Below are 26,893 nucleotides of genomic sequence, written 5' to 3' on the forward strand. Positions count from 1 at the left end.
GTCCTCGCCCCCCGCATCGTCCTTCGTCTGGATCAGCGCCCGGTCGCCAGCATGGCCCACACGGCCTTGCCGCCGGTGAGCGCCGAGCGATCGACCCCCCAGGTGTCCGCGAGCGCCTGCACGATGAACAGGCCGCGCCCGCTCTCGTCGTCGACAGACGGTTCGCAGCGGGAGAGCCCGCCGCCGGTGTAGTCGTGGTCGTGCACCTCGATGCGCAGCGAGCGGTCGTCGACGATCCCGACCCCGCACAGGAGGCGCGCGCTGGGGGTGTGGCACACGCCGTTGGTGGCCAACTCCGAGACAAGGAGCACCGCGTCGTCGCGCACGCTCTCGGGCAGGCCCCACTTCGTCAGTTGAGCGCCCATGACGTGGCGTGCGACCCGGACGCCGGAGCGGTGCGCGGGGAGTTCCAGCCAGTGCGCCAAGTCGGGGCTGGCGACGTCTAAGAGCTGCGGGGAGGGAGTCGTGTGGGGGGACACGGTGGTTCGCCTTCCATCGGGGGCGGGCGCAGGCGGGAGACGCGGGTCAGCGGCAACAGGCGTGCCGGAGTTGGGGTGTTCCGGCAGGAGGCCTAGATCACTGACACAAGTAACTATGCCCATAGGTCAGTTCAAGCTGCAACCGGCTCCCTGATAATTACAGAACGGCGATTTCTGTCTGGCGGCATCAGCAAGTCGCTGTCAGACTGACACCGGTGACAGTCCCTCAGGAGGTTGGGCGTGAGCGAAGCTCGTTCGGGCGCCGGTGCACCCACGGTCCTGCGCATGATCCTCGGCCGCCGGCTGCAGGACCGGCGGCAGGACGCGGGCGTGTCCCTGGACGACGCCGCCAGGGCCCTGCGGGTGACGTCCCTGACCATCCGCCGCCTGGAGAAGGCCGAGGTCGGCCTCAAACCGCTCTACGTCGAGAAGCTGCTGGAGACCTACGGCGCCGACCGGCAGGAGATCGAGGAGTTCGTCGCCCTCGCCGAGCGCGCCAACCGGCCCGGCTGGTGGCACGACTTCCGGGATGTGCTGCCCGGCTGGTTCACCGCCTATGTGAGCCTGGAGACCGGCGCCAAGACCCTGCGCACCTATGAACCGCACTACGTCACGGGACTGCTCCAGACGTACGACTACGCGCGTGCCGTACTGAGCGGCGGCTTCCCGAACGACAACGACGAAGACCTTGAACGGCGGGTGCAGTTACGTCTGCGCCGCCAGAGTCTGCTGGAGAGGCCGGACTCGCCCACGCTGTGGGCGGTGCTGGAAGAAGCCGTGCTCCACCGGGTGGTGGGCGGTCCCGCGGTCATGCGGGACCAGATAGACCGGCTCCTCGAGGTCTCGGAACTGGACCACGTCAGTGTCGACATCGTCCCGTTCTCGGCGGGTGCCCACGTGGGGGCGTGCGCACCCTTCACCTATTTCCGGTTCGAGGAACCGGAGCTGCCCGACATCGTCTACAGCGAGATCCTCTCCGCCTCCATGTATCTGGACCAGCGATCCGACGTCGCGGCCCATCTGGAGGCGCACAACAGGATGTCGCTGCTGACCTCGTCCGCGGACAGCAAGGCGCTCTTGAACCGCATGCGCAAGGAGTACTCATGACCACCACCGACAACACGGTCTACAACGGGATGCCCGCGTCGAACCTCGGCGAGCAGGGCTGGGAATGCCCTTGGAGCGGTCCCAACGGCGGTCAGTGCGTGGAGACCAAGCAACTCGCCGACGGCCGTATCGCGTTGCGCCAGTCGACCGACCCCGCCGGACCCGCGCTGATCTACACGCCGCAGGAGATGGCCGCGTTCGTCGCCGGGGTCAAGCGCGGCCTGGCCGACCATCTGATGGCCGGCTGAACCAGAACCACGGGCGTGAGGAACTGGAGCCGGCCCGGCTGCGACCTGCCCGAGACGCCGATGCACACCACTTGAGAGGGACAGCATGACCAACCCCCACGCCGCGCGGGACATCGACACCAGCAGGCCGCACTCCGCCCGCATGTACGACTACTACCTGGGCGGCAAGGACCACTTCGAGATCGACAAGCAGGCGGCCGAGACGGTCGCGGCGGCCTACCCGGCCATCTTCGTCTGCGCCCGCGAGAACCGCGCGTTCATGCACCGGGCCACCCGTGTCCTGGCCCGCGAGCACGGCATCCGGCAGTGGCTCGACATCGGCACCGGCATCCCCACCGAACCGAACCTGCACCAGGTCGCCCAGTCCGTGGTCCCCGAGGCCCGGGTGGTCTACGCCGACAATGACCCGCTGGTCCTCAAGTACGCCGAGCGGCTGATGCGCAGCACCCGGCAGGGCCGCACCACCTATGTGCAGGCGGACGTCAACGACCCCGAAACGCTCCTCAACGCACCGGAGTTGGCCGAGGTACTGGACCTCGGCCAGCCGGTCGCGCTCTCCCTCAACGCGCTCCTGCACTTCGTCACCGACGCCCAGGACCCGTACGGGCTCGTCGAGCGCCTGCTGTCGGTCCTCCCCTCGGGCAGCGCCCTGGCGATAAGCCACTGCACGCCCGACTTCGACCCCGCGACCTGGGAGAAGGTGACGTCGATCTACACCAACGCCGGGACACCGGTGCAGTTCCGCTCCCAGAAGGACGTCTCCCGCTTCTTCACCGGGCTCGACCTGCTCGAACCCGGCGTGGCGGTCGGCCACCGCTGGCGCCCCGACGCCGCCGACGAGGACACCGTCACGGCGGAGCAGCCCACGGACGCCGAGGTCAGCCTGTGGACCGGGGTGGGCATCAAGCCGTAGCCGCGTCGCGGGACGCGGGCGGCGTTACGTGCGGGAAACCTTGACGATGGCGGTGCCGGATGCCACGATTCCGGCGCCGCCATGTTTGCGTAAACATCCGCCTCTACTCCCTCACGCCGAGCCCACCGGGCCCGGAGACGGCGAGCCGACACACCCGTCCCGCCCGGTAGCTGTTCCGACGGCCGCTCAGCCGCGCGCAGGCCCCGCCCTGCGTCGAGCCGCCATTCCTGAAAGGGCAAGTCGATGCGCACCAACCCCGCCAGAACCCGTCTGCGGGCCACCTTCGTGGCCGTCGCGATCGCCGCGGTCACCGGCACCACGCTGGCCGGCGGCCCCGCCTCCGCCGCGCCGAGCACGAACACGTCCCAGTTCAAGGGCGTCAACTGGGCCGACCCGCGCGACAATTACGCCGACGACCCGGTCGTCCTGTCCGGCCTGTCGCTGTCCGACACCTACACGCAGACGTACGCCAAGGCGACCCGAGTCATCGCGGCCTTCCGCGCCAACCTCGGCGCCAACACGGTGCGGCTGCCCATCAACCCGTACACGGTGAACGGCAGTTACTGGAAGTCGTACCGCGGAGTCATCGACGCGGCCACGGCACAGGGCTTCAAGGTCATCGTGTCGTACTGGGAGGGCACGGGCGCCAACAAGGACGGCTTCATCGACGACCCCGCCACGTACTGGCCCATGTGGGACACCGTGGTGAAGGCCTACCAGCACAACCAGCGCGTCTACTTCGAGCCGATGAACGAGCCCCACGGCTACACCGACGCCGAGTGGGCCGACCTCGCCGCCAAGTGGCTCGACACCTACTCCCACGTGCCGCGCAACCGGGTGTTCGTGAGCGGCGCCGGCTACAACGACCACGTCACCACGGTCTGCGCCGACCCGCGCCTCAAGGGCACGTACCTCTCCCTGCACCACTACGGCTTCTGGAAGGACTACGCCACCTACGACCAGTGGGTGAGCGACCTCAAGGTACGCCTCGGCGACTGCGCCAACCGCACCGTGGCCGACGAGTTCGGCGCCCCCATGACCACGGGCCTGAACTACAACGTGCCTACCCCTGACGACAATTCGGTCAACTTCATCCAGGCCGACACCGACACCTTCCGCAAGCTCGGCATGGGCTCCGTCTACTGGCCCGGTCTGCGCACCGACGACACGTACTCGATCCAGAAGCTCATCGGTGACGCGGCCCGCCCCTGGCTGGAGACGACCAACCAGTCCGGCGCGGACCGCCTCGCCTGGGCGTGGGGCCGGGGGCGGCCGGTCAAGTCCTGAGGCGGCTGCCTGATCCGTCTCCGCGCGAGGGCGATGCGGGGGCGGATCCCGGCACCTGGCTCATGGCGAACAGCGCGGGCGGGTGCGGGAGTTCACGGCCGGTGCGCCGGGGAAAGCGCCAACCTGCGTCGTTCCAGGTCGACTTCGGTGACGACGACCATGAGCTCGCCGCCCACTCCAAGGATGCCCTCCGCCGTCTCCACAGGCGGCTCTGCGAGTTCTCGCAGCTGGACCAGCCCCTCGATGCCGTCGGCGACCCGCACGAAGACGCCGAACGGCACCACCTTGGTGACCTGTCCGTGCAGTGCCCGACCCACCGTGACCCCTTCGGCGAACACCGCGAAGGGGTCCGGCCGCATAGCCCGCAACGACAGCCGCGCCTCTCCGTTCCAGTCGTCGAACTGGAGGAACTCGCACGAGACACGCTGCCCGACCCGAACGACGTCCGAAGCGGCGTCGATGCGACGCCAGGACAGTTCGGGGATCGTGATGAACCCGACGCCGGGGAAGACGGGGTGCTCGGGGCCGTCGTCCAGCGCCACGAACACGCCGAACCGCTCGATCGCGGCGACCGTCCCGGAGAGCACCTCGCCGGGTTGACGTGAGGTCAGGAACGCCCAGAGTTCCGGGTTCTCGGTAGCGGTCATCGCCAGCCGCACCCGCCCCTCGTCGAGATCGACGGCCACCACTTCAGCGGTGATCCGCCGGCCGACCTCCACGGCCTCGGCCGTCTTCCGGCGCCAAGAGACGTCCGCCGGCCAGACGACCCCGAGCGGGCGCGCGGAGAACCCGTCCAGGGTGACCACCACCCCCTGGGACCGCGTGACCTCCTCGACGGTCCCGCCGCAGATGTCCCCCACGTGGATCCCCGCCAGGAATTCCCTGGCCGCCTGATCGTCCCCCGCTGCCCCCATGCCGTGCAGCCTCTCACGGTGAGTCCGTTGCCCACATCGGGATCAAGCCCTCCCCACAGGGAGTCTGCCGGCTCGCCCCTGTGGTTCCGGGACCGGCTGCGGACAATAGCCGTCTACGGTCTGATCCCGCAGGACATCCGCGTGATCTCCGTCGACCTCTCCCAGAAGAACACGCATGACGTCCTGACCGCCGCCGACAGCCGTTACGCCGAGCACATCGCCCTCCGGGCACCGGTTCCGAGCTCCCCGGCAGCGGGGATCAGGACTCGGTCGCCCACGATCCGGCGGGCCGACGCGGTTAGTCACGGCACGATGGCCTGTCCGGCGGACAGGCCCTCGTTCAACTCCCGGACGGCGACGCCGAGTTCTCCGAGCCTGCTGGTCGTCAGCTCGTCGGTACGGCGTCCGAGACCGTCGGCGACGGAGTCCCGGACCCGCTCCCGGTGTCGGCGCACTCCGGGAGCGAGAGTCCGTCAGGACCTCCGGTGATCGCCGTGGCCGTGACCCAGCCGGTGCCCCCGGCGCTGAGGGCCAACTCGACCCACAGGTCACTGGTGTAGCCGTGGGCCTGCACCGTCTCGCCGTGGGTCATGCACAGTGCCGGGTAGTGGCCGCCCGCCTCGATGTGACTGGTCCGTTCTCCGACCGTGCCCGGGCTCGTACGGACGGGCGCGTACGCGGCCCCTTCCACCGGCGTGGTCCCCGGCACCGAGGGCTCGTCCGTCGGCTGTCCGGTGGTCTCGCCGCTGCCGCTCGGCGAGAGCGACGGCGAGGCCGAGGGCGTGGGCGCCGTCGCCGCGACATACACCGTTGCCGGCGTACGGCGGCTCGCCGTCACCCGGTCCCCCGGCCCCGGCGCTCCCTCGTCGACGCGAGGCAGCTGCACCGCGTCGGCCGGGCCGTCGACCGGAATCACGACCCGTGACACCGTGCCCTCCGCCACCCCGTCCTTGGGCTCCGCCGCGTACTGGACCTGAAGGCAGTCGGCCGCCAACTCCGTGACGGTGTCGGTGACATCGGCCCCCGCGGACACCTCGGGCAGGGTGATCCCGACGGCGTCGGTTCCCGCACAGGAGGACGCCGTACTGGTCGGCACCGGCGAATGCTGCTGCTCCGGAGCGTCGGCGATCTGCAACTGGGTCACCCGCCCGGGCTGGGTATGCGTGGCGTCGACGACTATCGTGCCGCTCTTCGCCAGCGCCAGGGGCTGCCCGTTCAGCGCGGGCCGGACATGACGGCCCTTGGCCTCGATCCGGTACAGCGAGTAGACCGTGTTCGAGCTCCCGGCGGCCTCGGCGTACCCGAGATCCGGCGCGTACGCGGGGTGGACCGCCCCCGTGGTCCGGTCCACGGCCGCGTTCGCGCCGGATGTCGTGCTCCCCTCCAGATGGCGGATGGCCGCCACGAGATACGGCTTGGGGTTGCCCAGCTCCCGCTGGAACCCCGACACCGACACCTCACCCAGCGGTGTCACGATCGACGCGTCGGCGGAGACGCTGATGTTGCCCGACGCGTCGATCGTGAACGTCACCGGCAGGAACGCGGGTTTGACGGAGACCGTCGTACCCTCTGTCGGGTCCTTGCACCCCGTTGCCAGCAGCGCCGCGAGCAGTGCCGGCGCGAGCAGCCTCCCCCGATGACCCCACATACGTTCCCCCCGATGACCCCGCAATGGGCTGTCCCACCAGTGTGAGATCACGGCGGGCCGGGGTCTTCGGGGCAACCACCTGTCTCCTGACCGGTGTTCTCGGTGCTGGCCCTGATGCCGTCGCCCGTGCGGGTCCGCCACCATGGGGGCATGGGCCGCAGCGTGCTGATCGTGGACGACGATCCCGTCTACCGAGCCGCCGTACGCGCCCTGTTGGAGGTCGACGGCGAGTACACCGTGTCGGAGGCCGCCTCGGCGTCGGCGGCCGTCACGGCGATCGCCGGGGGAAACCGTCCCGACCTCGTGCTCCTGGATCTCGGTCTCCCGGGCGAGGATGTGTTCGCCGCCACGCGGGAGTTGAGCACACTGGCGTCAGGGGTGGTGGTCGTCCTCTGTTCGGTGCGTGAGGCCGACGAGTTCGGCGGGCGGATCGCCCACTGCCCGGCGGCCGGTTTCCTGACGAAGGCACGGCTCTCGGCCGCCGCGCTGTCCCACTTCGTCACGGCGGACGACGACTGAGGTCAGAGGGTTCGATCGGACTGCAGATACGTGAGGACGGCGAGCACACGCCGGTGGTACTCGCCCTCGCTCTCGTCGGGGAGGCCAAGTCGCTTGAAAACACTGCCGACATGGGTCTCGACCGTCTTCACGGTGACCACGAGGTGACTCGCGATGGCAGGGTTGGTCAGCCCCTGCGCCATGAGTTTCAGCACCTCCAGTTCCCGTGCGCTGAGTCTGGCCAACCGGCCTTGCTGGTGGGGGCCGTTGAACAGCAGCCGTAGTACCTCCTGGTCGAACTCGCACTCTCCTGCGGCGATTCGGCGCACGGTGTCGAGGAAGTGTTCGTCGGCGACCCGCTCCTTGAGGAGATAGCCCACACCTCTGACACCCGAACCCGTCAGTTCGGAGAGATGGGTTACCTGAATGCTCTGGGACAGCAGGAGAATCCCCACTCCGGGGTGGGACTGCCGGATGTCGACCGCGGCCCGCAGGCCCTCCAGGCGCTTCGTCGGCGGCATCCTGATGTCGATCACCGCGAGGTCGGGGTCGGTGCGGGCGACCGCCGCTCGAAGGGCGTCCGCGTCGCCGACCTGGGCGGTGATCCGGTGTCCACGGCTCTCCAGCAGTGCGGCCAGCGCGGACCGGAACAGCCGTTCGTCATCGGCGAGCACGATACGCAGCGGGTCGGTCCGCCCTGCGGCCGCCGGTCCCTCCCCGTGTGGTGTCCACTCCGGTGTCCGTCCCGAATCCCTCATCCTTCTCCGTCCTCCCCCTCGGAACACCAGGCCCGTCCGGTCGTCAACGTGGCTGCTACGACGGTCCCTTGGCCCGGCGGGCTGCTGACGGTCATCTCGCCGTCGAACACCGCCACCCGGTCCCGCAGCCCGAGCAGCCCGGTGCCCCCTTCCGGGTCGGCGCCGCCGATGCCGTCGTCGGTGACCGCGAGCCGCAGTACGCCGTCCTCGTGTCGTACGTCGATGTCGATGGTCGTCGCGTGGGCGTGTTTCAGTGCGTTGGTGACCGCCTCCGCCGCGATGAAGTACGCGGTGGCCGCGAGGGGCCGCGGCAGTTCGGGGACCTCGGTCGCGCTGACCCGGACCGGGCAGGGGGAGCGAGCGGCGATCATCTCCAGGGCCGCCACGAGCCCCGTCTCGCTGAGGACCGCCGGATGGATTCCGTGGGCGAGGTCGCGCAGCTGGTCCATGCCCTCGCCCATCAACTCGGCGATGCGGTCCAGGAGTTCGGCCAGCTCGGCCGACGCTGCCGGCTCGGGCACCCGCTGGGCGGCCAGTCGTTGACGTGCCAGCCGCAGCGTCACCAGCGCGGTGACGAACCTGGACTGCGCGCCGTCGTGCAGATCGTGCTCGATCCGTCGGCGCTGCTCGTCGCCCGCTTCGACGATGCGGGCGCGGGACGCCCGTACCTCGACGAGCTGTGCCCGCACCTCGGCGGCGAGCCGCTGGTTGTCCAGTTCGAGCGCCACCGCCGAGACGACCGCCTCCAGTACGTATCTGTCCTCCCGCAGCGCCGGGTCGTGGAGCAGGACGCCGACCCGCCGCCCGTTCCGTTCCAGCGGACTGACCTGCTGCCCGGGCGCCGCGCTGAGCGTACGGCCCTGGCTGTCGACGTAGCCGACGGCGTCCGAGGCGGGGAACCCCACTTGCACGGAGGTGTCTCCAAGTGCTTTCGCGAGCGCGTCCCGGAGTTGCTCCTTGGAGGCGAGCGGCATCCGGCGGAGCAGGTCGGCCACGGCGGTGCGGCCCAGCCGGACGCGCCACACGCCGGCCAGGAACGCCAACGGCAGGAGCAGCACGGACACATGCGCGAGGTTGATGAGGGGGGTGTGGGTCCAGGAGGGCCCGGTCCCGAGCATCCCGTCCAGCGCGGAGGCGAGACCGCCGACCAGGCCGACGACGTAGAGCGGGGCGAGGACGCGGCGGGCGGGGCGGGTGGCGGTCGTCCAGTGGGCCAGCAGGGCGGCGACCACGGCTCCGCTCATGACGAACTGGACCACGTCGGTCGCCTGCCGCAACCAGTCCACCGGGTGCACCAGCAGCAGGTTCCGCACGACCGAGGTGGAGAACGGCACGCTGAGCGGCATCAGCACGAAGGCCGTCAGATATCCGGCACCGGCCAGCACGCGATCGGTGCGGGATCTCAACAGGCCGTCCGGATACATCAGTAGCAGCGGGATGAGGAAACCGCTGGAGGCCGAACGGACAAGCAGGCCCACGGTGTGCACGACCGGGTCCAGGCTGATCTGGAGATCCTCCGCGAACCAGCCGATCCCCACCAGCAGCATCATCAGCCCGACGCGATTGCCGGGTCGTCGCAGCCGGGCCAGCAGTCCGGCCACCAGGTACAGCCCGCCGACGGCTCCCGAGAACGGGATCGTGGTCGTGGTGGTGTACCGGCCAGGAGCGGTCACGATCAGGACGTACGTCCCGAACCCCGCGCCGAACACGGCCAGCGCGACCGCCTCTCGCCGGGCCGACAGTCGCACGCCCAGGGCACCGGACAAGTACGCCGCCCCCTCCCCCACCGACGCGACTACTCAGCGTAGGGCCGCGACAACCCCTTGCGTGGCGGAATCCGCGCAATACGGGTCACTCGCCGGTCTGGTCGTCGGGGCCGACTGAAGGATCCGTTCGATCCCCGTCGCTGGCCGCGGAGCAGTGGTCGCAGATCGCCATGCCGAAGATCCTGCCCGATACCGGGTTCCGGAGGGCGCCTGTCGTACGGTTGCCACTCGGGGTTGGTGAGCATTTAGGGGTGGAAATGGCCGTTTCCGACGACGAGTTGACGCGCACGCTGCCCGGCATTCTGCGGGAGCACTCGGATCGGATCGGCGACAGGACCGCCTATCTGGACGACCGACGTGCCGTCACCTACCGGGAGTTGGAGCGGCGCACGGCCCGGCTGGCGGGTCATCTGGTACGGCTCGGGGTGGGGCGTGGGGACCGGGTCGCGATCCATCTGGGCAACCGGGTGGAGCTGGTCGAGGCCTGGCTCGGCGTGTTGCGTGCCGGGGCGATCGGCGTGCTGCTCAACTCCGCCGCGTCGGCGGAGGAGTTGGCGTACTTCCTCGACGACAGCGGCGCCGTCGCGATCGTGACGGAGCAGCCGGTCGCCCAACCGGCCTCCGTACGACAGGTGATCGTCGTCGGACGGGACGAACTCGCCGACGGCACCCTCGACTTCGAGGACCTCGCCGGAACGGAGTCGGCTACGGCAGCCCGTGACGACCTCGGGTTCGACGAGCCGGCCTGGATCCACTACACCTCGGGCACCACCGGCCAGAGCAAGGGCGTGGTCTCCACGCAGCGTTCCGCGCTGTGGTCGGTGACGAAGGCCTACGTACCGGCCTACGGGCTGGAGCAACAGGACCTATTGCTGTGGCCGTTGCCCATGTTCCACGCCTTGGGCCACTCCGTGTGCCTGCTGGGTGTCGTCTCGGTCGGTGCGACCGCACGCGTGCTCGGGCCGGGCGCGAACGTCGCCGAGGCGCTCGCCGCCGAGCCGTTCACCGTCCTGGGAGGGGTGCCCGCCACCTACCGTCTCCTGCTGGAGTCACTGCGCGAGACGGCACGTCCGGTACCCGCGTCGCTGAGGGTGTGTGTCAGCGGCGGGGCGCCCTGTTCACCGGAGTTGCGGGCCGAGGTCGAACAGACCCTGGGCGCTCCTCTGCTCGACGGGTACGGCTCCACCGAGACCTGCGGCAAGATCGCGCTCGAACGGCTGGACAGCCCCCGCGACGACCCCTCGCGCGGATTTCCACTGCTGGTGCTGGACGTCCGCATCACCGACCCGTCCACCGGTGCCGAGGCGGGCGACGAGGACGAGGGCGAGATCTGGGTGCGCGGTCCCGGGCTGATGGCCGGCTATCACAACCGGCCGGACGCGACCGCGGCGGCGTTCACCGACGGCTGGTACCGCACCGGGGACCTCGGGCGCCGCGATGCGAACGGCCATCTCCATGTCACCGGCAGGGTCAAGGAACTCATCATCCGGGGCGGTGTGAACATCAACCCGTCCGAGGTGGAACGGGTGTTGCTGGCCCGCCCCGACATCGTCGACGCCGCGGTCGTCGGCCGGCGCCACGATGTGCTGGGCGAGGTGCCGGTGGCCTTCGTCGTGCCCGGCCCGGACGGCGTCGACACGGAGCGGGCACTCGCCGCCTGCCGGGAGCGGCTGTCCGGGTTCAAGGTGCCCGACGAGATCTATCCGACCGCGTCCCTTCCCCGTACCGCGTCCGGGAAGATCGCCCGCGCGGTGCTCGTCGAGGAGTTGCCTGAGCGCCTGACCGCGGAACGTACGGCCGCCTCGGCAGCTCTGCGCGAGCGGCTGTCCGCCGCGTCGGACGCCGTGCTCGACCTGGTTCTCGACGTGACGGCACGCACCCTCGACGTCCCCGTACCCGAGCTTGACCCCGAAGTACCTTTCAGCGCCCAGGGGTTGACCTCGCTCGGCGCCGTCCTGCTGCGCGACCGGCTGGGCACGGCGACCGGTCTCGCGCTGCCCGCGACGCTGGTGTTCGACCATCCCACGCCCGCCGCCGTGGCGGACCTGGTGCGCGCCGCGCTGCACGGCGAGAGCCACCCGATGCCCACGCGCGCTTCCGCGGGCGACCCCGGTGAGCCCATCGCCGTGGTCGCCATGGCCTGCCGCTATCCGGGCGGGGTGGCGTCACCGGAGGACCTGTGGCGGCTGGTCGCCGACGGCACGGACGCGACCTCCGACTTCCCCGCCGACCGCGGCTGGAACGTGGCCGACCTGTACGACCCGGACCCCGACCGCCTGGGCAAGTCGGTCACCCGCCGGGGCGGATTCCTGCACGACGCCGCCGACTTCGACGCGGCCTTCTTCGCCATGTCACCCCGCGAGGCCCTGGCCACCGACCCCCAGCAACGGTTGCTCCTGGAGACGAGCTGGGAGCTGATCGAGCGGGCGGGGCTGGACCCCGCCGGTCTGCGCGACAGCGACACCGGTGTCTTCGTGGGCGTCATGCACGCCACCTACGCGAGCCGACTGCACCACGGCGGACACGAGTTGGAGGCGCATCTCGCCCTCGGCTCGGCCGGCAGCGTGGCCTCCGGCCGTATCGCCTACACGCTGGGGTTGCACGGCCCCGCCGTGACCGTGGACACGGCCTGCTCGTCGTCGCTGGTCGCGATGCATTCGGCGGTACGGTCCCTGCGCTCCGGGGAGTGCTCTCTCGCACTGGCCGGCGGGGTCACGGTCATGTCGTCGCCCGGCCCGTTCGTCGCGTTCAGCAGACTGCGCGGGCTGGCTCCGGACGGCCGCTGCAAGCCCTTCTCGGCGGCGGCCGACGGTACCGCGTGGGGCGAGGGCGTGGGCCTGGTCCTGCTGGAACGGCTCTCGGACGCACGCCGCAACGGCCACCCCGTACTGGCCGTGCTGCGCGGCTCGGCCGTCAACTCCGACGGCGCGTCCAACGGCCTCACCGCCCCCAACGGCCCCGCGCAGCAACGGGTGATCCACGCGGCACTGGCCGACGCGGGGCTGTCCCCCGCCGACATCGACACCGTGGAGGCACACGGCACGGGCACCGCGCTCGGCGACCCGATCGAAGCACACGCGCTCCTCGCCACCTACGGCCGGGACCGTCCCGCCCAACGCCCGCTGTGGCTGGGCTCGTTGAAGTCCAACCTCGGACACACTCAGGCGGCGGCCGGGGTCGGCGGTGTCATCAAGACGGTGCTGGCGATGCACCACGACCGACTCCCCCGCACTCTGCACGCCGACGAACCGTCTCCGCACGTGGACTGGTCGTCGGGCACGGTACGGCTGCTGACCCAGGACGAGGAGTGGCGGCCCGAGCCCGGACGGCCGAGGCGGGCGGCGGTCTCGGCGTTCGGCATCGGCGGCACCAACGCGCACGTGATCCTGGAGGAGGCGGAAGCAGAGGCGGCACCGCCCCTGCGCAACACGCTGACACCCCCATTGCTCCTCTCAGCCGCGACCCCGTCCGCCCTCCGGGCACAGGCAGCACGCACCGCGGCCTTCCTCCGCGAGCATCCCGAACTCCCCCTGCTGGACGTGGCGTTCACCCACGCCACCAGCCGAGCCGGACTCCCCCACCGAGCGGCCGTCACCACCGGCGACCGGGCAGCGACCCTGACCGCCCTCGACGCCCTGACGGAGTCCGCTCCCCCGCACACCACCGCCCGCCTGGCCCTGTTGTTCACCGGCCAGGGCGCGCAACGCACGGGCATGGGACAGCAGTTGCACGACGCCTTCCCGGTGTTCGCGACCACCTTCGACGCCCTGTGCGCACGCTTCGACGCGCACCTGGAGCATCCGCTGCGCTCGGTGCTCTGGGACGCGGAGAAGAGCGTCCTGCTGGACCGTACGGACTTCGCCCAGGCCGCCCTGTTCAGCTATGAGGTGTCCGTCTTCCGGCTGGTGACTTCCTGGGGTGTACGGCCGGACTTCCTCGCCGGGCACTCGGTCGGCGAGCTGGCGGCGGCGCACTGCGCGGGCGTGCTGTCCGAGGCGGACGCCGTCGAACTGGTCGCGGCCCGAGGGAGGTTGATGCGGGAACTGCCGGAGGGCGGCGCGATGGTGGCGCTCGACGCCACCGAGGCGGAGGTGACGGCCGAGCTGACCGAGGGGGTCGTGATCGCTGCCGTGAACGGCCCGCGCGCGGTCGTCGTCTCCGGCACGGAGGAGCCGGTCCTCGCGCTCGCGGAACGCTTCGCCGTACGGGGCCGCCGTACCGTCCGGCTACGGGTCAGCCACGCCTTCCACTCCCCGCTGATGGAGCCGATGCTCGCCGAATTCGGCAGTATCGCGGGCGAGTTGGCGTACAGCGACCCCACCGTCCCGGTGTTGTCGGGCCTGACCGGGCTTCCGGCCACAGGTAAAGAGCTGCGATCGGCCGCCTACTGGGTACGGCACGCCCGTGAGGCCGTGCGGTTCGGGGACGCCGTCGACTGGCTGGCGCACGACGGGCGGGTGACCGCGTGCGCCGAGATCGGCCCGGACGCCCATCTCACCGCCCAGGCCGCCGGGACCGACAGGGAACTCCTCTTCGCCGCGACGGCCCGGCGGGGCAGCGCCGAGTCGCGCACGCTGTACGACGCACTCGGCCAACTCCACGTGCACGGCGCGCGGTTGGACTGGCATCAGGTCTACGCGGGCAGCGGCGCCCGGCGGGTCGACGACTTGCCGACCTATCCCTTCCAGCGGCAGCGCTACTGGCTGCCCGACGCCGGGAGTGACGCGTCCGCCGGTTCCGGCCACCCGCTGGTGACGCAGGTGGTCTCCGTGCCCGGCACGGAACGGTTGCTGTGCGGCGGCCGGTTGTCCGGTGCGGCCCAGCCGTGGTTGCGGGACCACGTCGTGGGCGAACACACCCTCGTACCGGGCGCGGCCTTCGCCGACCTCGTGCTGCACGCGGGCGACCTGTGCGGGCTGGCCGTACTGGAGGAACTCGCCCTGCTGAACCCGCTGTTCCTGCCCGACGACGACGAAGAGGGCATCCAGGTCCAGGTGGTGCTGGGTGAGCCGGACGACTCCGGGCGCCGCGCGGCGGACGTGTACGCGCGGTCCGAGGCGTCCGGGGCGCTCGGCGCCTGGACGCAGCACGCGACCGGCCGGCTCGGCCCGATCATGCCGGGTGTCCCGGCCGACCCGCTCACCGTGTGGCCGCCGACGGGTGCCACACGGGTGGATCTTTCCGAGGCCTACGACCGGGTGGCCGCGGCCGGGCTGGCGTACGGTCCGGCGTTCCAAGGGGTCACCGCGTTGTGGCGGCGGGACGAGGAACTCTTCGCCGAGGTAGGCCCGTTGCCCGTCGCGGACGCCCGGCGCCATGTCCTCCACCCTGCCCTGCTGGACGCCGCCCTGCACCCGGGTCTGCTCGCCGAACCGCCCACCGGTCCGGCCCGACTGCCGTTCGCCTGGCGAGGCCTGACCGTGCACGCGACGGGCGCGACGGCACTGCGCGTCCGTATGACGAGGCCCGGCCCGGACACGATCGCCCTCGATCTCGCGACCCCCACCGGCGCACCCGTGGCCCGCCTGGAGTCGATGACGACCCGACCGGCACCGGAGATCGGTCCTGCCCCGGCCGGGGAGCTGTACCGGCTGCGGTGGACGAACGTACCGACTGCCGGTGAGGTCACCGCCGTGGCGGTGTCGGAGACGGACGACCTGGGTCTGGCCGCGTTCCTCACCTCCGCCGACGACGAGGCGACCTGGTCCGAGGAGACACCGGAGACGACCGTCGCCTCCTTGGCCGCCCCCGGCGACCAGGACACGGACCCGGTCACCGAGGCGCACCAACTCACGGCACGAGCAATGCAGTTGCTGCAAACACACCTCGCCGGTTCTGGACACCTGACCGTGGTCACGCGCGGCGCCTCCGCACCGTCGCCCGACCTGCCCGCCGCCACGCTCTGGGGCCTGCTCCGAACCGCCCAGGCCGAGTACCCCGGGCGCCTCACCCTCGTGGACGTGGACGGCCACCCCGAGTCGCTACGGCAACTGCCCGCCGCGCTCGCCACGGGCGAACCCCAAATCGCCCTGCGCGACGGCGCGTTGAGCGTGCCCCGGCTGGCAGCCGCGCCCCCTTCCGAGGTCGAGGGCTCACTCACCGGGGGCACGGTCCTGATCACCGGCGGCACGGGGTCCCTGGGGGCGATGCTGGCCCGTCACCTGGTCGACCGGCACGGGGTGCGACGGCTCGTGCTCCTCAGTCGGCGCGGCGAACAGGCTCCGGGCGCACGGAAGTTGCGCGCGGATCTGGAACAGGCGGGCGCGCAGGCGGATCTGGTGGCCTGCGACATCACCGAGCGCGAGCAACTCGCCGCCGTACTGAAGGCGTTCGGGCCCGACCTGACCGCCGTAGTGCACGCGGCTGGGGTGCTGGACGACGGTGTGCTGGCGTCGATGACGCCCGAGCGGCTGGCGGCGGTGCTGCGGCCGAAGGTCGATGCGGCCTGGCAGTTGCACGAGTCGACGAAGGATCTGCCGCTGGCCCGGTTCGTGCTGTTCTCGTCGGCGGCCGGGCTGCTGGGCAACCCGGGGCAGGCCAACTACGCGGCGGCGAACTCCTTCCTGGACGCGCTCGCGCGCCATCGCTCCGAACTGGGCCTGCGCGCACTGTCGTTGGTCTGGGGTGCGTGGGCGGACGAGGAGGGCATGGCGGCGCGCAGCGGGCGAGTGCACGGCGGCCCGGTGCGCGCGGTCTCTCCGGAGCAGGCGTTCGCGCTCTTCGACGCTGCGCTGTGCAGCACTGAACCCGTGCTGGCACCACTGCCGTTGGACCGCTCGCCCAAGGCGATCGTCCCGCCACCGCTTCGCGGGCTGTTGCGCACGGGCCGGCCCGCAGCCACCACAGCGAGCGCGGGCGGTGGCGGTGGGGTGTCGGACGACGACGCCGGATCCTGGCGGAACCGACTCGCGGCCCTGGCCCCGGCCGAGCGGTTGCCCACCCTGCGGACGTTCGTCCGTACCGAGGTCGCCGCCGTGCTCGGACACACGGAAGTCGACGCCGTGGACCGGGACTTCGCGGAACTGGGCCTCGACTCCCTGATGCGGGTCATGCTCTGCAACCGGCTGAGCCTGCTGACCGGGACATCGTTGGCGGTCACCGTGGCCTACGACTGGCCGGACACCGACCAGCTCGCCGAGCACCTGTACGGCGAACTGCGCGGCACCCTGCCCGACGAGCCCGCCGCCGCGAGCCTCCCGGCACAGGCACCGGCACAGGCATCGACACCGGCGCGGTCCGGTGGGCGCGGACGCGGAGCCGGGCAGTCGCTGCCGGCCCTGTACCGACAGGTGTGCGAGACGGGAGACGTCGTATCGGCCATGCATCTGCTGGTGACCGCGTCGATCGGCGCGACCGTCTTCGGCCCCGAGGAGGCCGCCCGGCACGCGCTGCCGCCGTTGCGGCTGGCCTCGGGCACCCGGGGGCCGGCCCTGGTCTGCGTTCCCGGCTTCGCCTCCAACCTGGGCCGCCCTTGGTACGCCGGACTCGCGGCCTGCTTCGAGGGTGAGCGGGACGTGTTCGAGGTGCGGCACTCCGGGATCGATCACGGGGACGCGGTGCCACGGGATCTGGAGACGCTGATCGCGTCGCACGCCGTGACCGTGCGGCACCAGGTCGGGAATCGCCCCTATGTAGTGGTCGGCCATTCCATGGGCGGTTCGGCCGCGCACGCGCTCACCGCGCACCTCGCGGGTCTCGGCGCTCCCCCGGCCGGACTCGTGCTGATCGACTCGTACCACATCACCCCGGACCGGGAGGCCGAGCCGTGGCTGCTGTCCCTGCCCGCCCGGATTCCGCTGGCGGCCGGCGAGAGATTCGACACCCTGGTGGACGATCTGACGCTGCTGTCTCTGGGCGCCTACACGCGGATGTTCCGCGGCTGGCAGCCCGAACTCACGCGGGTGCCAAGCCTGTTGGTCCGGGCCTCCGCGCCGCTGGCGGACATGCCGGCGGAGTGGCGAACGTCCTGGCCCTGCGTGCGGGACACGGCCGATGCCCCGGGCACTCACCTCAGCGTGCTCGAAGAGGACGCGCCGACCACGGCCAAGGCCCTCCGCGACTGGATCGACGGCCTCGCATAGCCCGACGGCGGGTCGAATATCTATGTTCGCGGCAGCAGAAACGGAATTCACGGCCGCACACTCACGATCGCGCCGTGCTACTATTGATCTCAGTTGCAGTTGTGGTTGCCAAACCCTTCAGATGCCCGCACCGCCCTCCGAGGCGGTGGAGCATTTTTTTGTGTGTCCGGTTTTTCTTCCGGCGGGGTGATCATCACGGCGACACGGAGCCCGCGCAGTGCGGACTCCGCTGACCGCCCCGAAGGAGAACAAAATGGCCAGTGGCACCGTGAAGTGGTTCAACTCGGAAAAGGGTTTCGGCTTCATCGAGCAGGACGGCGGCGGCGCTGACGTCTTCGCCCACTACTCGAACATCGCCGCCCAGGGCTTCCGCGAGCTGCAGGAGGGTCAGAAGGTGACCTTCGACATCGCGCAGGGCCAGAAGGGCCCGACGGCCGAGAACATCGTCCCTGCGTAACACCGACGTTAACTTCGCAGCTGGGGCCCGCACCTTGGGGTGCGGGCCCCAGCTCGCTGCATTTTCCATGCTTCGGCGTAATTCCGTCGAAGCCACCGGCTCGTTCTTGCGATTCTCTGCGCCGTTCATTCACCGCGGGAATTCCTTGATACGTGCCATATCAAGGAAGGTTCCACATTGAACCGCGCACGTACAAATGATCGCTTCGCGCGAAAGCGCAATGGAAATCCGGAATCCGGAAAGAGCGGCGGCTACCGCTCGGCGGCTCCGGCCGGCAATCGCTCCGGTGCTCCGCGCCGCTCCAAGGGCGGCGGCGGCCGACCGGCCGCGCTCCAGGGCGAGTTCGCGCTGCCGAAGACGGTGACCCCCGGCCTGCCGGCCGTGGAGTCGTTCGCCGAACTCGACATGCCCGCCAAGCTGTTGGCCGCGCTCAGCCACGAGGGCGTCACCGTCCCGTTCCCGATCCAGGCGACGACCCTCCCCAACTCCCTTGCCGGGCGCGACGTTCTCGGCCGCGGCCGTACCGGCTCCGGCAAGACCCTCGCCTTCGGCCTCGCGATGCTGGCCCGTACGGCGGGCCGCCGGGCCGAGCCGCGGCAGCCGCTCGCGCTCGTCCTCGTCCCGACCCGCGAGCTGGCCCAGCAGGTCACCGACGCGCTCACCCCGTACGCCCGTGCCGTCAGCGTGCGGATGACGACCGTCGTCGGCGGTATGTCCATCGGCCGCCAGGCCGGGGCGCTGCGCGGCGGCGCGGAGGTCGTGGTCGCGACGCCGGGACGCCTCAAGGACCTGATCGACCGCGGCGACTGCCGCCTCGACAACGTCACCATCACCGTCCTCGACGAGGCCGACCAGATGGCCGACATGGGCTTCATGCCCCAGGTCACCGGCCTGCTGGACCAGGTGCAGACGGGCGGCCAGCGGATGCTGTTCTCGGCCACCCTGGACCGCAACGTGGACCTTCTGGTCCGCCGTTACCTGACCGACCCCGTCGTCCACTCCGTCGACCCCTCCGCGGGCGCGGTCACGACGATGGAGCACCACGTCCTGCACGTCCACGGCACGGACAAGCAGCGGGCGACCACCGAGATCGCGGCGCGCGACGGCCGGGTCATCATGTTCCTGGACACCAAGCACGCCGTGGACAAGCTGGTCAAGCACCTGCTGAACAACGGCGTCCGCGCGGCCGGGCTGCACGGCGGCAAGTCTCAGCCGCAGCGCACCCGCACCCTCGCGCAGTTCAAGGACGGGCATGTGACGGCGCTGGTGGCGACCAACGTCGCGGCGCGCGGCATCCACGTCGACAACCTCGACCTGGTCGTCAACGTCGACCCGCCCACCGACCCCAAGGACTATCTCCACCGCGGCGGCCGTACGGCCCGTGCGGGCGAGTCCGGCAGTGTCGTCACGCTGGTCACCCCCGACCAGCGCCGTGACTTCACCCGCCTGATGACCATGGCCGGTGTCACCCCCGAGGTCACCTCGGTGCGGTCGGGCGAGGAGGAGCTGACCCGGATCACCGGCGCCCAGGCCCCCTCCGGCGTCCCGGTCGTCATCGCGGCCCCGGTGGTGGAGCAGCGCGAGCGCACCCGCCGCAACACCTCGTCCTCGTCGTCGCGCGGCCGTCGTGGCCGTCCCGCCGGCGAGGGCAGGACCGGCGGCGGCACGGCCCGCCGCAGCGGCGGCAACGGCGGCAGTGGCGGTGCCGGTGGCGGCAGCAGGGGACAGCGGCGCTCGTCCTTCGGGCCCGCGGCCTAGGCATCAACTCGGTCTCTTCGGCGGCCTGTTCGGACGGTTTCCCCTTCTCTTTGTGAGGCAACATGCGTTGTGTCATCGCCCGGTATCCCTTCGATCTCACCAAGCAGGGAGTGCTGGAGACGATGAAGGGCATCAAGCCCGAGCTGGTCACGGGTGAGTCCGTGACCATCGGGCGGCGCCGCTACCCCGTGAAGCAGGTGGGTCAGGTCATCACCCGGCAGGACCCGCGCGACTTCACCAGCGGCGAGGTCGTCCGGGCGATGACCCGGCTCGGCTTCACCTGCCACGCCCTGCCCGAGGCGGCGCCGGTGCACGCGCTCACGCCGTTCGAGAACGCGTCGGCGCTGCTGGGCAGCGGCGCGCCCCAGGACGCGTAGGAGCGACACCAGCCACAAACCGTGAGGGCCCTGCCGACGCGCGTCGGCAGGGCCCTCACGGCGTTCGGCGGCCCAGGAGGACCCCCTCGGAACGAGCAGATGAACAGCGGGTTAGCATATGAGCGCCGCCTAGCTCGAAAGAGAAACCTGTGCCTGTCAACGAGGACTCGTTCACCAACTGGAAGCACCGCGAGGAAATCGCGGAGTCGATGATCCCGATGATCGGGAAGCTGCACCGCGAGCGGGACGTCACCGTCCTGCTGCACAGCCGCTCCCTGGTCAACAAGTCGGTGGTCAGCATCCTCAAGACCCACCGGTTCGCCCGCCAGATCGACGGCGAGGAACTCTCCGTCACCGAGACCCTGCCGTATCTGCGGGCGCTCACCACACTCGACCTGGGACCCTCCCAGATCGACATCGGCATGCTCGCCGCGACCCACCGCACCGACGAACGCGGGCTGACCGCCGAAGAGTTCACCGCCGAGGCCGTCGCCGGTGCCACCGGCGCCGAAAAGGTCGCGTTCCGCGAGGGCCGCGACGTCGTGCTCTACGGCTTCGGCCGCATCGGCCGCCTGGTCGCCCGTCTGCTCATCGAGAAGGCCGGCTCGGGCAACGGCCTGCGGCTGCGCGCCATCGTCGTACGCCAGGGCGGGGACCAGGACATCGTGAAGCGCGCCTCGCTGCTGCGCCGCGACTCGATCCACGGCCAGTTCCAGGGCACGATCACCGTCGACGAGGCGAGCAGCACGATCATCGCCAACGGCAACGAGATCAAGGTGATCTACGCGAGCGACCCCTCCGAGGTCGACTACACGGCGTACGGCATCAAGGACGCCATCCTCATCGACAACACGGGCAAGTGGCGTGACCGGGAAGGGCTTTCGCAGCATCTGCGGCCCGGGATCGACAAGGTCGTACTGACCGCGCCCGGCAAGGGCGACGTCCCGAACATCGTGCACGGCGTCAACCACGACACGATCAAGCCGGACGAGCAGATCCTGTCCTGCGCGTCCTGCACCACCAACGCGATCGTGCCGCCGCTGAAGGCGATGGCCGACGAGTACGGTGTGCTGCGCGGCCATGTGGAGACGGTCCACTCGTTCACCAACGACCAGAACCTGCTGGACAATTACCACAAGGCCGACCGTCGCGGCCGTTCGGCACCGCTGAACATGGTGATCACCGAGACCGGTGCCGCCTCCGCCGTCGCCAAGGCGCTGCCCAACCTCAAGGCGCCGATCACCGGCAGCTCGATCCGGGTCCCGGTGCCGGACGTGTCGATCGCGATCCTCAGCCTGCGGCTCGGCCGCGAGACCACCCGCGCCGAGGTCCTGGACTACCTCCGCGACGTCTCGCTGACGTCCCCGCTGAAACGGCAGATCGACTTCACCACCGCCCCCGACGCGGTGTCGAGCGACTTCATGGGCTCCCGCCACGCCTCGATCATCGACGCGGGCGCCACCAAGGTCGACGGTGACAACGCGATCCTCTACCTCTGGTACGACAACGAGTTCGGCTACTCCTGCCAGGTCGTCCGGGTCGTCCAGCACGTCACCGGGGTCGAGTACCCGACCTACCCGGCACCGGCCGCCTGACCGACCGCACACGACGGCCCGGCCACCCCATCGGGGTGGCCGGGCCGTTGTCGACAGCAGTCGTGCGGGGTGTCAGCGAGTACTGCGCTTGCCCCGGTAGAGCACGACGAATCCGGCGACGAGCAGCAGCGCCCCGGCCGCCGCCGGCCACAGGTTCGCCCCGGTCTCCGCCAGACCGCCCTGAGCCTGCGGCTGGTTCGGGCCCACGGCGGCGTAACTCTCGCCGCCCGAGGACGAGTCGGGCGGTGTCGCCACGGGACTGCCGACCTGACCGCCGGCGTTGTCGTTCGAACTCCCCTGTGTCTCCGTCGACTTGGACCCCTCGGTCTTCGTGTCGGCCTTGGGGACGGACACGGCGGTCGTCAGGTCTCCGGGGTCGGTGGTCTGGGTGTCCGGGGCGCTGGTCTCGGGCGCGGCGGTGGGCTGGTCGTCATTGCCGCCGGTCCCTCCGTTGCCGCCGTTGCCCGCGTTGCCGCCGCCGTTGCCGCCGCTCCCGTCGTTGCCGCCGTTTCCGGCCGGCTCGTCGGACGCGGTCTCGGTGGGCGTCGCCGTGGCGGACTCAGTGGCCGTAGGGGACTCCTGCGGCTCACCCGAACCGCCGCCCGTGCCGGATCCGTCACCCGAACCCGTGCCACCGGCCGTACCCGAGCCGTTGTCGCCACCGGAACCGCCGCCGGAGCCCGAACCGCCGCCCGATCCCGGGTCGTTGTCGGTGCCGGCGCCGCACTTCTCGCCGCTGTTGATGCAGGTGACCATGTCGTTCATCAGGCTCTCGGAGAAGACGTTGATGAAGTCGCCGTGGTCGGTGACGGGCTTGTGCTGCTGCTCCGGGAACGAGTCCACCGCGAACAGCGGGCTCGTCTTGCCGCCGTCCTGGAGGCTGGGCGCGTTGACGGCGTAGACGATCCGCTGCACCAGTTGCGGGATGGCCTGGAAGCCCGCCGGGCAGGCGCCGTCGGCGGCCTCGAAGGCCACGTGGGTGCGGTGGTTGGCGCTGTCGATGTTGCGGCCGTCCCAGCAGCTCTGGAACTTGAAGGTGCGCACGACGTCGCTGCCCGCCGGGCACAGCGGGTACTTGTCCTTGAGCTGCCGGTCCTCGAACCCGGTGCAGCTCCAGGAGGCGTTGGCGTTGGCCGGGCCGTTGACGAAGGCCTTGGCGTCCCCGGTGATGATGCGCAGGAGGCGCGGCATCGCGACGACCTTGCTCTGCGGGTTGCCCTCGAAGGTCAGGGTGACCTGCTTGGCCGTGACGATCTCACCGGAGTTGCCCTCGGTGCCGCCGCCGGGCTTGTCGGCGTCCCGTTCCTGCTTGCCGTTCTGCAGGCGCAGCACGGGCCAGTAGTAGGTGGACTTGTCGCCCGGGTTCTCGCAGCTCGTGTCGGCGTTCGCGAGGTCCTGGTCGCTGGCGAAGGCGTTGTTGGACTGGTTGCCGATGTAGTCGTGGAAGTGGTGGGCGCCGTTGGAGACTCCGGGCGCGACGATCACGTTGTCGGAGTTGAACAGACCGTTCTCGTTCACCCCGCAGGCGGTGACGAACGTGCCTCGGGAGGCATTGGCCTGCTCCTGCGGAGCGTTCACATTCGGCTGTACAGAGGTGATGTCCGCGTAGTCCGAGGCGACCGGCCCGTTGGTGGACTGCTGCTGGCCCTGCTGCCCCTGGTCTCCGGTGCTGGCGCTGGCACTGGCACTGGCGCTCTGGTCGCCGCCGTTACCGCCCTGGTCACCCTGGTCGCCGGTCTCGTTCGTGGGCGCGATCAGGGTGCAGCCGGCGAGCGCGTCGAGTCCCTCCGGGCGGTCCCCGACGCGTGCGATGGCGTCGTCGATCCGCCCGATGGACGCGGCCCGCTTCTCCTTCAACGGATTCATGATCTCGTTGTCGGCGAAGGAGGCGTCCTGACGGATGGACTCCCTGGAGTCCTGAAGCTTCTGGTAGGCCTCGGTTATCTGCTGGTCCAGATTCGCGAGTTCCTTGTCGACGTCGGCCTTCGCCTCGTCGGGCACCGTCGTCAACTGGGTGCCGATGTCCGGGCAGTCGATCGTCGCGCCGCGCGATGCCGCGTCCGGAGAACCCTGTTGGGCGGAGTCGCCGCCCCAACCACCTTCGGACGCCGACGCGTAGACGTTCGCCGCCATCAGTCCTCCGCCGCCCAGCATCAGGGCGACTGCTGCCATCGTCGCGCGTCGTGCGCCTGTGGGGCGTCTGCGCGTGTTGCGTGCCAAGGAAGTTGCTCCTACACGTATCGGTCGGCCCGGCTCGTCCCGGCATGGAAATCCCCCGACCCAATACGGAGCCCGGTCCCGGTGTGTTCAACCGTCCCAGAAATTCATAGCGACCTCTTATGGATCACCCGCCCCCGCGGGCTCCTGGCCCCTCGACACACCAGGGCGAGGTAAAGGTCACAAATACGTATCGGACATATCGCGCTTCAACCTTCACACGGGGCACACACGTTGGCTAAGTTGACGTTCAGGCCGTACGACCTACTCCGGCGATCGGCGCCGGGCCGCACGGCTTGCGCCGAGTCCGGCGTGCCGCCCGCGGCAGCCGGAGCCGGGGACCCAACCGAACTTGGGGTGAATCGGTCCAACTGCCCCTCAGGGCAAGGACCGTAGGGCAAACCTTCCGTGATCGACGCCCGAACCCGACAGCTAACCCGGTAGGCGCGAAGCGGAAGGAGCACGTCTGCCATGCCGGCAGAACGACGCACGCGCACCGGAGGCAGTGGCCCCACCGTGGACGACCGACCCAGCCGCGACGAAGTCCAGCGGCGGATCAACTCTCTTTACGACCGGGCCGAGACGGACTCCGGAACCTACAACGCCACACGTGCGATGTCCGGGAAACCGCGTACACGTGTCGAGTCGCGCCCCGGCGCGTCACGTTCTTCCGACCCCGCCGTCGAAGCCGTCACCCGGCAGCTGTTCGACCGCGCCCGCACCCAACTGGGCCCGACCGTACCGGCGATGCTGCCGCCCGGCAGGACCCCGGCCCGCCCGGCCGAGTCCCGCCCCGAGCGGTCCGAACGGCGTCCCGAGCCCCAGAGCACCGGCCGCGCGCTCGACGCACAGCCCGGCCGTGCCGTGGCCGAACTGACCGCGGGGACCACCGCCGCACCGGAGTCCATCGCCACGCAACTCACGGTCCCCATGGCGGAGTTGACCGCGGCACCCGTCGCGGCGCTGCCTCCCGCCGCACAGCAGACACAGCAGACACAGCAGTCTCCTGTGATGCCGCAGACGTCGCAGACACAAATGCCTCAGATGTCGCAGCTCGCCCAGATCGCGCAGATGGCTCAGGCCCAGATGGCGCAGATGCCCACGGCAACCGTCCTCGACCTGCCGCCGGTACCGCCCGCTCCGGCCGTCGAGATGCCGGCCGCGCGCGTCATGGCGCCACAGCAGTTCGCCACCGCCCCGGCACCAGCACCGGCCTTCGACCCGCTCACCGCGAGCCTGGACCTGCTCCCGGCCATCGGCGCGCCGCGCACCGAGACCGCGCCGGCGGGCGCCACCTGGCCGCCCCCGGAGACGGCCTGGTCCGCCCCGGAGACCACGTGGTCCACCGGACAGATGCCCATGGTGACCGAGCAACAGACCTGGGCGACAGGGCAGATGCCCGCAGTGATTCAGCAACAGCCCTGGGCCACCGGCCAGTTCCCCGCAGTGACCGAGCAGCAGCCGTGGGCCACAGGGCAGATGTCCGCGGTGACCGAGCAACAGGCTTGGTCCACCGGGCAGATACCTCTGATCCCCCAGCAGCCCTCGCCCCAGCCCGACTGGCAGCCCGCACCGGAACCGTCCTGGCGCCCGCCGCAGCAGGAGTGGCAGCCGGCCGCCCCCGCCCCCGAGGTCTCCTTCGCCGCGGCCCCCGTACTCGCACCCCCCGCCCCTCCGGCCATGGCCCCGGAAGTCACACTCCCCCCGGCCCCGGTCATGAGCCCGACGCCCGCCGCCGTCATGCCCACCCCCACCGCACCGGACGCCGGCACCCAGAGCAAGACCGACACCGCGCTCGCCTTCGCGCGCGCACAGATCGGCAGGCCCTGCCTGTGGGGCGCGGCGGGACCGGACGCGTACGACTGCTCCAGCCTCACCCAGGCCGCCTGGAAGGCAGCGGGGGTCATGCTCCCGCGCACCGCCCAGGAACAGTCGGGCGCGGGCGCGCTCGTCCCTCTCACGGACATCCGCGCCGGCGACCTGATCTTCTTCTACGACAGCATCGACCACGTCGGCCTCTACACCGGCAACGGACTGATGATCCACGCGCCGAGCCCGGGCACGCCGATACGCGAGGAGTCGATCTTCTACGCCGGTTCCGCCGCCATCCGTGGCGCCGTGCGACCGGCCTGAGCCACTACGTCACACGCGGCCCGCTACTCCCGGCGGGCCGCGTCGTTGGTCCCTACGAGTGGTGGAACCCAGGCCGCGGTCGTAGCGTCGAACGAGACGACGGACGACGACCGTGTCCCGCCGGGCGGGCCCACCGCCGGTGCGGGTGCGGAGCGACGGGTACGAACGGGCGGCCGGGAGCGGAACATGTACAAACACACCATGGTCGGACTCGTCACGGTCTGTGCCGCCGCCCTGCTGGCGCCGGCCGTGGGCACCTCCTCCGCGGCCCCGGCGACGGTGCAGGCGGCCCCGGTCGCCCAGCGGCAGCCCGCGGTCCCCGTGCTGGTCGACTGCCTCTGGCATCCCGAGGTGCGCCCCGCCGACTTCATGCTCGCCTGCGGCGACGGCAACAGCCGCCTGGCGTCGCTGCGTTGGACCAACTGGGACGCCAACTCCGCGACGGCGACGGGCGTCAACTGGGTGAACGACTGCAAACCCTATTGCGCGGCGGGCAAGTTCCACTCGTATCCGGTGGTCGTCCGGCTCGACAACGCGCAGACGTGGAAGCGGCATCCGGGGGTACGGCAGTACGGCCGGATCAGTCTGACGTACACCGCCGGCAGGCCGGACGAGTTCGCGCACGTCGTGACCTATCCCCTGTGGAACTGAACCGGC

General features: G+C 70.7%; 18 protein-coding genes and 1 riboswitch. Of the genes, 12 read left to right on the forward strand and 6 right to left on the reverse strand.

Annotated features, from left to right (window positions below):
* Window positions 1–32: 32 nt before the first annotated feature.
* Window positions 33–479 carry an ATP-binding protein gene (locus ACQHII_RS02060; RefSeq protein WP_427917534.1) on the reverse strand — a complete coding sequence of 149 codons (447 nt, stop codon included), beginning with the start codon at window positions 477–479 and terminating at the stop codon, window positions 33–35.
* Window positions 480–719: 240 nt separating this feature from the next.
* On the opposite strand from ACQHII_RS02060, the gene ACQHII_RS02065 reads away from it, so the two are divergent.
* From ACQHII_RS02065 to ACQHII_RS02080, 4 genes are all read left to right on the forward strand, one after another.
* Window positions 720–1,586: a helix-turn-helix domain-containing protein gene (locus tag ACQHII_RS02065; RefSeq protein ID WP_019070167.1), complete on the forward strand. Its 867-nt coding sequence runs from the start codon at window positions 720–722 to the stop codon at window positions 1,584–1,586.
* A complete protein-coding gene (locus tag ACQHII_RS02070; protein WP_359604158.1) occupies window positions 1,583–1,834 on the forward strand; it encodes a DUF397 domain-containing protein in 252 nt (83 codons plus the stop codon). Before ACQHII_RS02065 ends, ACQHII_RS02070 begins: the two co-directional genes overlap by 4 nt.
* Window positions 1,835–1,919: 85 nt before the next feature.
* Window positions 1,920–2,747, forward strand: coding sequence for an SAM-dependent methyltransferase (locus ACQHII_RS02075; protein ID WP_427917535.1), 828 nt, complete (start codon window positions 1,920–1,922; stop codon window positions 2,745–2,747).
* A 243-nt stretch (window positions 2,748–2,990) separates the two neighbouring features.
* Window positions 2,991–4,034, forward strand: coding sequence for a glycoside hydrolase family 5 protein (locus tag ACQHII_RS02080; protein WP_427917536.1), 1,044 nt, complete (start codon window positions 2,991–2,993; stop codon window positions 4,032–4,034).
* 92 nt (window positions 4,035–4,126) lie between these two features.
* Here the strand turns inward: ACQHII_RS02080 and ACQHII_RS02085 are convergent, their stop codons facing one another.
* Window positions 4,127–4,948, reverse strand: coding sequence for a S1 RNA-binding domain-containing protein (locus tag ACQHII_RS02085; protein ID WP_427917537.1), 822 nt, complete (start codon window positions 4,946–4,948; stop codon window positions 4,127–4,129).
* A gap of 385 nt (window positions 4,949–5,333) precedes the next feature.
* Window positions 5,334–6,596 (reverse strand): hypothetical protein, encoded by a 1,263-nt coding sequence (locus ACQHII_RS02090; protein WP_427917538.1) that lies wholly within the window; start codon window positions 6,594–6,596, stop codon window positions 5,334–5,336.
* 150 nt (window positions 6,597–6,746) lie between these two features.
* Here ACQHII_RS02090 and ACQHII_RS02095 point away from each other — a divergent pair, with 150 nt between their 5' ends.
* Window positions 6,747–7,115 (forward strand): response regulator, encoded by a 369-nt coding sequence (locus ACQHII_RS02095; RefSeq protein WP_427917539.1) that lies wholly within the window; start codon window positions 6,747–6,749, stop codon window positions 7,113–7,115.
* A gap of 2 nt (window positions 7,116–7,117) precedes the next feature.
* Here ACQHII_RS02095 and ACQHII_RS02100 read toward each other — a convergent pair whose 3' ends face one another.
* Complete coding sequence (locus ACQHII_RS02100) at window positions 7,118–7,852, reverse strand: response regulator transcription factor (RefSeq protein WP_427917540.1); 735 nt, start codon at window positions 7,850–7,852, stop codon at window positions 7,118–7,120.
* Window positions 7,849–9,618, reverse strand: a complete 1,770-nt coding sequence (locus ACQHII_RS02105; protein WP_427917541.1) for a sensor histidine kinase — start codon at window positions 9,616–9,618, stop codon at window positions 7,849–7,851. The genes ACQHII_RS02100 and ACQHII_RS02105 overlap by 4 nt, the downstream gene beginning before the upstream one ends.
* A 257-nt stretch (window positions 9,619–9,875) precedes the next feature.
* Here ACQHII_RS02105 and ACQHII_RS02110 point away from each other — a divergent pair, with 257 nt between their 5' ends.
* From ACQHII_RS02110 to ACQHII_RS02130, 5 genes are all read left to right on the forward strand, one after another.
* Complete coding sequence (locus tag ACQHII_RS02110) at window positions 9,876–17,699, forward strand: SDR family NAD(P)-dependent oxidoreductase (RefSeq protein ID WP_427917542.1); 7,824 nt, start codon at window positions 9,876–9,878, stop codon at window positions 17,697–17,699.
* Window positions 17,700–17,952: 253 nt separating this feature from the next.
* Window positions 17,953–18,156 (forward strand): cold-shock protein, encoded by a 204-nt coding sequence (locus ACQHII_RS02115; RefSeq protein ID WP_055516448.1) that lies wholly within the window; start codon window positions 17,953–17,955, stop codon window positions 18,154–18,156.
* Between the two features lie 177 nt (window positions 18,157–18,333).
* Window positions 18,334–19,914 (forward strand): DEAD/DEAH box helicase, encoded by a 1,581-nt coding sequence (locus ACQHII_RS02120; RefSeq protein WP_427917543.1) that lies wholly within the window; start codon window positions 18,334–18,336, stop codon window positions 19,912–19,914.
* A gap of 62 nt (window positions 19,915–19,976) precedes the next feature.
* Window positions 19,977–20,291: an SCO5918 family protein gene (locus ACQHII_RS02125; RefSeq protein WP_427917544.1), complete on the forward strand. Its 315-nt coding sequence runs from the start codon at window positions 19,977–19,979 to the stop codon at window positions 20,289–20,291.
* Window positions 20,292–20,440: 149 nt separating this feature from the next.
* A complete protein-coding gene (locus ACQHII_RS02130; protein WP_427917545.1) occupies window positions 20,441–21,886 on the forward strand; it encodes a glyceraldehyde-3-phosphate dehydrogenase in 1,446 nt (481 codons plus the stop codon).
* Window positions 21,887–21,958: 72 nt separating this feature from the next.
* Here the strand turns inward: ACQHII_RS02130 and ACQHII_RS02135 are convergent, their stop codons facing one another.
* A complete protein-coding gene (locus ACQHII_RS02135) occupies window positions 21,959–24,058 on the reverse strand; it encodes a DUF1996 domain-containing protein (RefSeq protein WP_427917546.1) in 2,100 nt (699 codons plus the stop codon).
* A gap of 334 nt (window positions 24,059–24,392) precedes the next feature.
* Window positions 24,393–24,566: riboswitch (cyclic di-AMP (ydaO/yuaA leader) on the forward strand.
* An 8-nt stretch (window positions 24,567–24,574) separates the two neighbouring features.
* On the opposite strand from ACQHII_RS02135, the gene ACQHII_RS02140 reads away from it, so the two are divergent.
* Together ACQHII_RS02140 and ACQHII_RS02145 are read left to right on the forward strand one after the other, a co-directional pair.
* Window positions 24,575–26,236, forward strand: coding sequence for an NlpC/P60 family protein (locus ACQHII_RS02140; RefSeq protein WP_427917547.1), 1,662 nt, complete (start codon window positions 24,575–24,577; stop codon window positions 26,234–26,236).
* A gap of 186 nt (window positions 26,237–26,422) precedes the next feature.
* Window positions 26,423–26,887 carry a hypothetical protein gene (locus ACQHII_RS02145; RefSeq protein ID WP_427917548.1) on the forward strand — a complete coding sequence of 155 codons (465 nt, stop codon included), beginning with the start codon at window positions 26,423–26,425 and terminating at the stop codon, window positions 26,885–26,887.
* The last annotated feature ends 6 nt before the right edge of the window (window positions 26,888–26,893 follow it).

The organism is Streptomyces sp. cg40, from assembly GCF_050320165.1.
Classification (GTDB): Bacteria; Actinomycetota; Actinomycetes; order Streptomycetales; family Streptomycetaceae; genus Streptomyces; species Streptomyces hokutonensis.

Coding starts and splice junctions, on each gene's coding strand:
- ACQHII_RS02140 (WP_427917547.1), top strand. CDS start 24,575: ATGCCGGCAGAACGACGCACGCGCACCGGAGGCAGTGGCCCCACCGTG.
- ACQHII_RS02115 (WP_055516448.1), top strand. CDS start 17,953: ATGGCCAGTGGCACCGTGAAGTGGTTCAACTCGGAAAAGGGTTTCGGC.
- ACQHII_RS02080 (WP_427917536.1), top strand. CDS start 2,991: ATGCGCACCAACCCCGCCAGAACCCGTCTGCGGGCCACCTTCGTGGCC.
- ACQHII_RS02100 (WP_427917540.1), bottom strand. CDS start 7,852: ATGAGGGATTCGGGACGGACACCGGAGTGGACACCACACGGGGAGGGA.
- ACQHII_RS02095 (WP_427917539.1), top strand. CDS start 6,747: ATGGGCCGCAGCGTGCTGATCGTGGACGACGATCCCGTCTACCGAGCC.
- ACQHII_RS02070 (WP_359604158.1), top strand. CDS start 1,583: ATGACCACCACCGACAACACGGTCTACAACGGGATGCCCGCGTCGAAC.
- ACQHII_RS02110 (WP_427917542.1), top strand. CDS start 9,876: ATGGCCGTTTCCGACGACGAGTTGACGCGCACGCTGCCCGGCATTCTG.
- ACQHII_RS02145 (WP_427917548.1), top strand. CDS start 26,423: ATGTACAAACACACCATGGTCGGACTCGTCACGGTCTGTGCCGCCGCC.
- ACQHII_RS02135 (WP_427917546.1), bottom strand. CDS start 24,058: ATGGCAGCAGTCGCCCTGATGCTGGGCGGCGGAGGACTGATGGCGGCG.
- ACQHII_RS02075 (WP_427917535.1), top strand. CDS start 1,920: ATGACCAACCCCCACGCCGCGCGGGACATCGACACCAGCAGGCCGCAC.
- ACQHII_RS02090 (WP_427917538.1), bottom strand. CDS start 6,596: ATGTGGGGTCATCGGGGGAGGCTGCTCGCGCCGGCACTGCTCGCGGCG.
- ACQHII_RS02085 (WP_427917537.1), bottom strand. CDS start 4,948: ATGGGGGCAGCGGGGGACGATCAGGCGGCCAGGGAATTCCTGGCGGGG.
- ACQHII_RS02125 (WP_427917544.1), top strand. CDS start 19,977: ATGCGTTGTGTCATCGCCCGGTATCCCTTCGATCTCACCAAGCAGGGA.